General features: G+C 65.8%; 8 protein-coding genes and 2 pseudogenes. 8 read left to right on the forward strand and 2 right to left on the reverse strand.

All coding sequences use genetic code 11. The features are described 5' to 3' along the window. The 5 genes and pseudogenes from EJK15_RS75935 to EJK15_RS66440 form a co-directional block, all read left to right on the forward strand. Window positions 1-229: pseudogene (locus EJK15_RS75935) on the forward strand (DinB family protein); the annotation flags it as partial. Between the two features lie 17 nt (window positions 230-246). Further along, window positions 247-1152, forward strand: a complete 906-nt coding sequence (locus tag EJK15_RS66425) for a S41 family peptidase (protein WP_138720459.1) — start codon at window positions 247-249, stop codon at window positions 1150-1152. A gap of 158 nt (window positions 1153-1310) precedes the next feature. Beyond that, window positions 1311-1583, forward strand: a complete 273-nt coding sequence (locus tag EJK15_RS66430; protein WP_240778080.1) for a recombinase family protein — start codon at window positions 1311-1313, stop codon at window positions 1581-1583. Window positions 1584-1630: 47 nt separating this feature from the next. Then, window positions 1631-1918 carry a hypothetical protein gene (locus EJK15_RS66435; protein ID WP_138720460.1) on the forward strand — a complete coding sequence of 96 codons (288 nt, stop codon included), beginning with the start codon at window positions 1631-1633 and terminating at the stop codon, window positions 1916-1918. Continuing rightward, entirely contained in the window at window positions 1915-2253 is a 339-nt protein-coding gene (locus EJK15_RS66440) for a hypothetical protein (protein ID WP_138720461.1), read from the forward strand. Before EJK15_RS66435 ends, EJK15_RS66440 begins: the two co-directional genes overlap by 4 nt. 294 nt (window positions 2254-2547) lie before the next feature. Here EJK15_RS66440 and EJK15_RS66445 read toward each other — a convergent pair whose 3' ends face one another. Beyond that, window positions 2548-2838, reverse strand: a complete 291-nt coding sequence (locus tag EJK15_RS66445; protein ID WP_206062232.1) for a hypothetical protein — start codon at window positions 2836-2838, stop codon at window positions 2548-2550. On the opposite strand from EJK15_RS66445, the pseudogene EJK15_RS78325 reads away from it, so the two are divergent. Continuing rightward, window positions 2829-2918, forward strand: a pseudogene (locus tag EJK15_RS78325) (transposase); the annotation flags it as partial. The gene EJK15_RS66445 and the pseudogene EJK15_RS78325 sit on opposite strands and share 10 nt — an antisense overlap. A gap of 256 nt (window positions 2919-3174) precedes the next feature. Here EJK15_RS78325 and EJK15_RS66455 read toward each other — a convergent pair. Further along, window positions 3175-3663, reverse strand: coding sequence for a DUF6326 family protein (locus EJK15_RS66455; RefSeq protein ID WP_138720462.1), 489 nt, complete (start codon window positions 3661-3663; stop codon window positions 3175-3177). 379 nt (window positions 3664-4042) lie between these two features. Between EJK15_RS66455 and EJK15_RS66465 the strand changes: the two genes are divergently transcribed. Next, on the forward strand, window positions 4043-4717 hold the full coding sequence (locus EJK15_RS66465) for a TetR/AcrR family transcriptional regulator C-terminal domain-containing protein (protein ID WP_138720463.1): 675 nt from the start codon (window positions 4043-4045) through the stop codon (window positions 4715-4717). A gap of 643 nt (window positions 4718-5360) precedes the next feature. Further along, window positions 5361-6608, forward strand: coding sequence for a reverse transcriptase/maturase family protein (locus tag EJK15_RS66470; protein WP_171075384.1), 1248 nt, complete (start codon window positions 5361-5363; stop codon window positions 6606-6608). The last annotated feature ends 52 nt before the right edge of the window (window positions 6609-6660 follow it).

The following is a 6660-nucleotide window of genomic DNA, read 5'->3' on the forward strand; positions in this document are numbered from 1 at the left end:
TCGGCGCACGTGGGAACACTCGGACGCGACGATCAACGAGCTTCCCCTCGACGCCCTCGGCCACGTGCCGTGGTGGCCGGAGCCTTATGCCGACACGAACCTGTTCGCCATCATGGTCCATGTCCTCAGGCGCGCCGATGTCCAGAGCATCCTCAGGAGGTGGTACGTGGGAAGGCTGATCACGCATGCCGAAGGTGTCTCAACGTCTTTGACGTTTTCGTCAGGGTAGTGCTCTACTTCCCTGACATGACGACTCTGACGACCCTTCGGCCCGCCCCTGTCATCGACGAGATCGCGCGACTGCTGACCGAGCACTACGTTTTCCCTGAGATAGCCGAGAAGCTCGCCGACCTGCTGCAACGACGCCTCGCCGAGGGCGCCTATGACGTCGACGGTGCCGAGGAACTCGCCCGTCTGGTCACCGCGGACCTGCAGTCCGTCAACGACGACAAACACCTGAGACTGAAGCACCACGCCGACCCGGTCTCCCCCGAGCAGGGCGCGGCAACCCTGGATTCCATCCGCCTGGACTTCGACACCTCGCTGGGCGGTGCGCCGCGGGTGGAGTTGTTCGACGGAGGGGTCGCCGTGGTGGAGCTGGCGCCGATGCTGTTTCCGCTGGAGTGGGCCGCCGAACCGCTGAGCGCCGCGCTCACCCTGGCCTCCCGCGCCCAGGCGCTGATCGTGGACCTTCGCGCCAACCGGGGCGGCGACCCGGACACCGTCGCCTTCGTCTGCAGTTATCTCCTGGACGAGCGCACCCACCTCAACACCATGTACTGGCGCCGCGGCGAGCGCAGCGAGCAGTCCTGGAGCCTGCCACACGTTCCCGGCGCGCGTTTCGGCGGCAGCAAACCGTTGTACGTGTTGTCCAGTGACAGCACCTTCTCCGCCGCTGAGGAACTGGCCTACGACCTGCAGCAGCTCGGCCGCGCCGTTGTCGTCGGCGAGCCCACCCGCGGCGGCGCGCACCCGTGCAAGGGCTGGACCGTGCACCCCCACCTGGAAGCCACCGTCCCCACCGGCCGCGCCATCAACCCCGTCTCCGGCGCGAACTGGGAGGGCACCGGTGTGCAGCCGGACGTCCCTTGCGCTGCCGCGGAATCCCTCGACCAGGCACACGCACTGGCCCTCGCCCGACTGGCAGGCTGACGCAGTCCAGCTCATCGACAGTGTGGTACCAAACGTCGTTCGTGATCAAGGCGACTGGAGCTCCGGGCGGTACGACGGGATAACCCGGCGGCAAACTCGCCACCGCGGACCGGCCCGACCTCCTCACCGCGCTGTCCTACATCCGCGAAGGCGACCTGCTGACCGTCCAGGAGGTCGACCGGCTCGGCCGCAACCTCCTGGAAGGACTCATCGTTCTCAACGATCTGTTCCAGCAAGGCGTCGGCGTCAAGGTTCTGGAGGGCATCGCGGTCGGGGAGCACACCGAATGCTCCTTCATCCTCGACCGCCGCCGGCGCGGGGAATCCATCCGCACCATCGCCGCCGGGGTGAAGGTCTCCGTCGGCGTCGTCCACAAAACCCTCGCAGCCGATGCCGAAGGCAACCCCACCGACCAGCCCCCGACTCCCTGACGAGCACGCCGTGCCACTGCCCCAGATCCCACTCGACGGACCCGCGCGTGCTGGCCCTGGCCAAGGCCCGCCAGCAGGTCGCCCACGAATGCACCTACCTCCCGACGTGGGAGGAGCTGACCGACAAGGAGCGGGAGGGCGCGCTGCCCGACGCCCGCAACTACCTGGAATCGGCGATCAACGCCGGACTCGTCCCCGCCGTAGAGCTCATCGACAGCGGATGGCGCGCGAGCCTGACCAACATCAACGACGAGATCGAACGGCAGACCACCGCCATGGCCACCGCGGCCGCCGATCTCCCCGCAGGTTCCGCACAGCCCCCACCTGAGGGATGAGCGTCGGCACCGTATTGAACAAGCTCGCCGAGACCGCCGAGCACATCGCGGAGTTCGCCCGCGAGTTCGGCGACCAGAACTGGGGCGACATGAACGAGATCGAGGCCACCGACTGGCGCACCACGATCGAGGACCTGAAGACCGCCGCCACCACCTTCCACAACACCACGAACCTCATCGGCTTACATGACCCCGGCCCCCAGCCACCCGCATCATCAGAACGGCCAGTCACGATAAGAGGCGCCCACCGGGCTCCTTTACGTGACTGGCCGTTCCATTGCTGCTCAAGACCGCGATCTGACCGGCCGGGCCCGTCAAGGCCCGGGGACGGCTGAACGCGGAGCTATCGCAGGCGGATCGCCTCGGCCGCGCGGCGGGAGACAGGGTACACCGGGTTCCCGCCTGGGTCGTCGCCTGAGTCATGCAGCGCATCCTCTGTGGCGTGCGATCGAGGTGACCGATTCGCCGCTGGCCTGGCGGGCGCGGGCGATGGCGAGGGTGTTCCCATGGCCTCCTGGTTTGCGATCATCTGATCCGCGCTTTGAGGCTGGGGTCGGCTTCGGGTGTAGGACGTCGTCCCGCCGGTCGACGCCCACCCCCATACTTTCGTGAGGCCTTCGGTGAAACCGTCACAACAGTTCGGGTGCACCCTCTCGGACGGGATCGGCGGATTCCTGGGGCCCTGGACCGTCGGCCGATGCAGCGCCGCGCAGCGCCGCCTCGACCCGGCGGTTGCTGGTCATGGTCGCCGTGATGGCGGTCATGGTGAGGAGGAGTACGGCGGCGGCGTAGAGCGGGGTTCCTACGTCGTAGGTGGTGGCCAGCCAGCCGCCGAGCAGGGCGCCGAACGGGGCGGCGCACATGGCGAGCATGCGGGAGGTGGAGGCGACCCTGCCCATCAGGTGGGCCGAGCCGGCCACTGGACCCGATCTACCCGGTGGTGTTCCTGGACGCCATCGTGGTCAAGGTCCGCGACAACCACGCCGTGCAGGCCAAGCCAGGCCGCGCAGACCGAGGGCGAGGGTGACGCCAAGTGACCTCAGAGTGCGTTAAGCGAGCTAATGCCCCTTTCGTCGTTGCGGTTGGTTGGATGAGGTCTGCTGGTCGGTCAGCCACCGTTTGGCCTACGGGCGCGGCTGGCGCGGACACCGGACCGCTCGTGAGCAGGTTCTCTGCGTATACCGCGACTGAGCTGGTCACGGTCGGCCCGGTGTCCGCGGCGGCGGGCTTCACGCCGTAGGGCTTTACACGGACACCTACTGTCGAAGGTCCTGTCGAAGGTCGGTCGTCGCGGGACCGGCTGGGACGGCGGGGGTTCGAGGCCAGGTCCAGGCGGAGCGCAGGATGAAGGCCAGGAGCAGCACCTCGATTCCGATGGAGAGGCCGTAGAAGGGGGCCCAGTTCCAGGACTCCCCTGCCGCGTTGAACACCGAGTAGGGGATGTAGAGCGATGCAACGACGAGGTTCGTGGCGCGGTTCACCCGGGCGGGCAGCGTCATGGAGAGCATCACCATCAGGGCCGGGATCGCCACGGACGCGAGCATCATGGTCAACAACGTCGGGCTGATGTCGAACTCAAAGACGACGCCGGCGCGGAGGTTGTCGATGACGCCGGGCTTGTGGAGGTGGAAGTAGTCGACGTAGATGTAGAGGAACATGAAGCTGGTCCATGCGGCGGCGAGCTTGGCCTGCACGGGGACCGGCGGGTTGTCGAGCAGGTTCGGGGTTTTCGTTCGGATGGTCATCGGTTCTTCTTTCGAGAGGAGCGGTCCCTCCGCCGGAGTGGCGGCAGGGATGTACCGAGGCCGCGCCCACCTGGACGAGCACATCGCCTCGACCGGGCAGCGGTAGCCCGGACCTCGGACGACTCGAGCGCTGAGGGCAGGCCGTAGCGGTGCCGGTCGGCGGCCCGCATCGTCGTCGCCCCGGCGGACTCGCCCCCGGCGCCAGGCGTACTCCGGCACTCGATCGCTGTTCGATTCCCACAGAAGCCTCCTCACGTCCGAGCTACGACTCTCGCTGGTTCGTACATCGTACGTCGTACGCTGTACTACAAGTAGTACGCTGTACCATGACCGTGCGCTGGACGATTGTCAAGCCGCTCGAGCGAGCGAGAGGAGACCCGTGTCTGCGAGGGAACAACGCCAGGTGGCGTCAGACGCGGCGCTGAGCAAGCAACGGGTGGTGGTCGAGGCGGTCCGGCTCGCCGACCGCGAGGGGGTCGGAGGGCTGAGCATGCGCCGGCTGGCTGGCGCGCTCGGCGCGGGCGCGATGTCGCTCTACTACTACGTAGCGAGCAAGGAGGAGTTGCTGGACGCCATGATCGACGTCGTGTTCGAGGAGATCGAGCTCCCGCCCGAAGAGACCGACTGGCAGTCAGCGATGCGACGTCGGGCGGTATCCGCCCGACAGGTTCTCGCACGCCACCCGTGGGCGATCGGCCTGATGGAGTCGCGGACATCGCCGGGGCCCGCGAACCTCCGCCACCGCGAAGCGGTCACCGCCTGCCTGCGAAGGGCCGGCTTCCCGGTCTTGATGGCGACGCACGCCAACTGGTTGCTCGACAGCTATGTCTACGGTTTCGCCCTGCAGGAAGCCAGCCTGCCGTTCGACACCGCCGATGAGTTCGCGGACATGGCCGAGGACGTCTTCCTGCCCCAGCTTCCTCCTAACGAGTTCCCCTACCTCAACGAGTCCGCCGCGGTGCTCGCCGCTGCCGGCTACGACCCGGCGGAGGAGTTCACCTTCGGCCTCGACCTCGTCCTAGCCGCCCTCGAGCCCCTGAGAGTGCCTACGTGAGCACGGGCCGGACAGCGGCGTAGCGTCGCGGTGGTGACCTACCCATCCGCTCCCCCGGCGTCGGCCCGTCGTCCGGCCGACATCGCCGCAGACGATCGTTATCTGGGGTAGGTGCGCCGCGAGGCGCTTTGTTATATCTCCAGCGCAGCTGGAAGGAACTTGGAGGGAGGTTCCTGGGTCTAATGGCTAACCTGGATCCGAAAGGCGAAGGGGACAGTAGCATGCCAGGAAAGCAACGGTCGCGTTCAGGCGTACGGAGCGAGGCGTTGCGGGACCCGCGTGATATGGCTAAAGCTGAATTGCCTGAATCCTAATCTCCAGACGATGCAATTGATACATCCGCCGGAAAGACGTCTGAAACCGGCGCCGCGCCCTGCGTCGACATGACAACCCGATCGGCGCAACCTCCGGGGTGCGGAGCGATCCCCAGCGAGGGGATTCAAGGAGATGAGTGGGGAGCCTAAGTCGCGCTATCACGTATGACAAAGACGAACGCGGGATCGCCTAAGGGACGCGAGTCCTATGGCGACGCAGGCCTCGTAGTAGTCGTGGGAGTAACGCCCCACCAAGGAGGACGGGAAAGCCGTCTGCACGGGCGAAGGGGGCCAGGTGATCGGACACTTAAGACCGGGAGGTATGCGCAATGCAGAGCGCCGAAACGGTACTGAATGTCCTCCGTGATCGCGGTAGGCGTGGCCTGCCGTGCAACGAGTTGTATCGGCAACTGTTCAACCCGCAGATGTACCTGCTGGCCTACGGGCGTCTGTACTCCAACCACGGAGCCATGACACCCGGGGTCGATGGGGAGACCGTGGACGGCATGTCCCAGGCCAAGATCCAGCGGATCATCGACGCGCTGCGCCACGAGCGCTATCGGTTCGCCCCGGTGAAGCGTGTCCACATCCCGAAAAAGAACGGGACGATGCGACCGCTCGGTCTGCCGTCATGGTCGGACAAACTGGTCGGCGAAGTGATCCGCCTGCTTCTTGAGGCGTACTACGAGCCGCAGTTCTCCGCCCGTTCTCACGGTTTCCGTCCCCGCCGAGGATGCCACACAGCTTTCAGCGAGGTGGCGAATACCTGGACGGGGACAACCTGGTTCATCGAGGGAGACATCGCCCGGTGTTTCGACGCGCTCGACCACTCGGTCATGCTCGGAATTCTCGGCGAAAACATCCACGACAACCGGTTCCTCCGGCTGCTGCGCAACATGCTTCAAGCCGGATATCTGGAGGACTGGATATGGAACGCAACGCTGAGCGGGGCTCCGCAAGGCGGTGTCGTTTCCCCGATCCTCTCCAATATTTACCTGGATCGGTTGGACAGATTCGTCGAAACAGTTCTCATTCCAGAATATACCCGAGGCGGGCGCAGGGCGTTCAATCCGGAGTACAAAAGGGTGCAAGCGAGAATGGTGCGCGCCCGAAGATGCGGCGACCGTGATGCGGTGCGTCAGCTGCGCAAGCAGCTGCGCCGGGTGCCCAGCGTGGATCCCCAAGATCCGCTCTACCGGCGGCTGCGCTACGTCAGGTACTGCGACGACACCCTGCTCGGGTTCACCGGACCCAAGGCCGAAGCCGAACAGATCAAACAACGCCTGGCGGCGTTCCTGCGCGATGACCTCAAGCTGGAACTGTCGCAGGACAAAACACTGATCACGCACGCCCACACCCAGGCGGCGAAATTCCTCGGCTACGAGATCACCGTCCAGCGCAACGACAGCAAGATCGCTCGCGGTGGCCGCAGGAACGTCAACGGCTCCATCGCGCTACGCGTTCCGCTAACGGTGATCAAGGCCAAGTGCACCCCGTATCTGAGCCTGGATCCACGGCTTGATTCTTCGTGTCATTTCTTGGTCCATTTCTTCGACGAGGACCGCTCCTGCAGGTAAAAGCCCAGTTCCGGGGCGTGTGGGATCCGCCGTGCTCTGGTCGCGGCTTGTC

This window comes from Nonomuraea basaltis (genome assembly GCF_005893125.1).
Lineage (GTDB): Bacteria > Actinomycetota > Actinomycetes > Streptosporangiales > Streptosporangiaceae > Nonomuraea > Nonomuraea basaltis.

Excerpts from the sequence above, each read along its gene's own strand:
- EJK15_RS66425 (WP_138720459.1), top strand. The coding sequence starts at position 247 with ATGACGACTCTGACGACCCTTCGGCCCGCCCCTGTCATCGACGAGATC.
- EJK15_RS66440 (WP_138720461.1), top strand. The coding sequence starts at position 1,915 with ATGAGCGTCGGCACCGTATTGAACAAGCTCGCCGAGACCGCCGAGCAC.
- EJK15_RS66455 (WP_138720462.1), bottom strand. The coding sequence starts at position 3,663 with ATGACCATCCGAACGAAAACCCCGAACCTGCTCGACAACCCGCCGGTC.
- EJK15_RS66470 (WP_171075384.1), top strand. The coding sequence starts at position 5,361 with ATGCAGAGCGCCGAAACGGTACTGAATGTCCTCCGTGATCGCGGTAGG.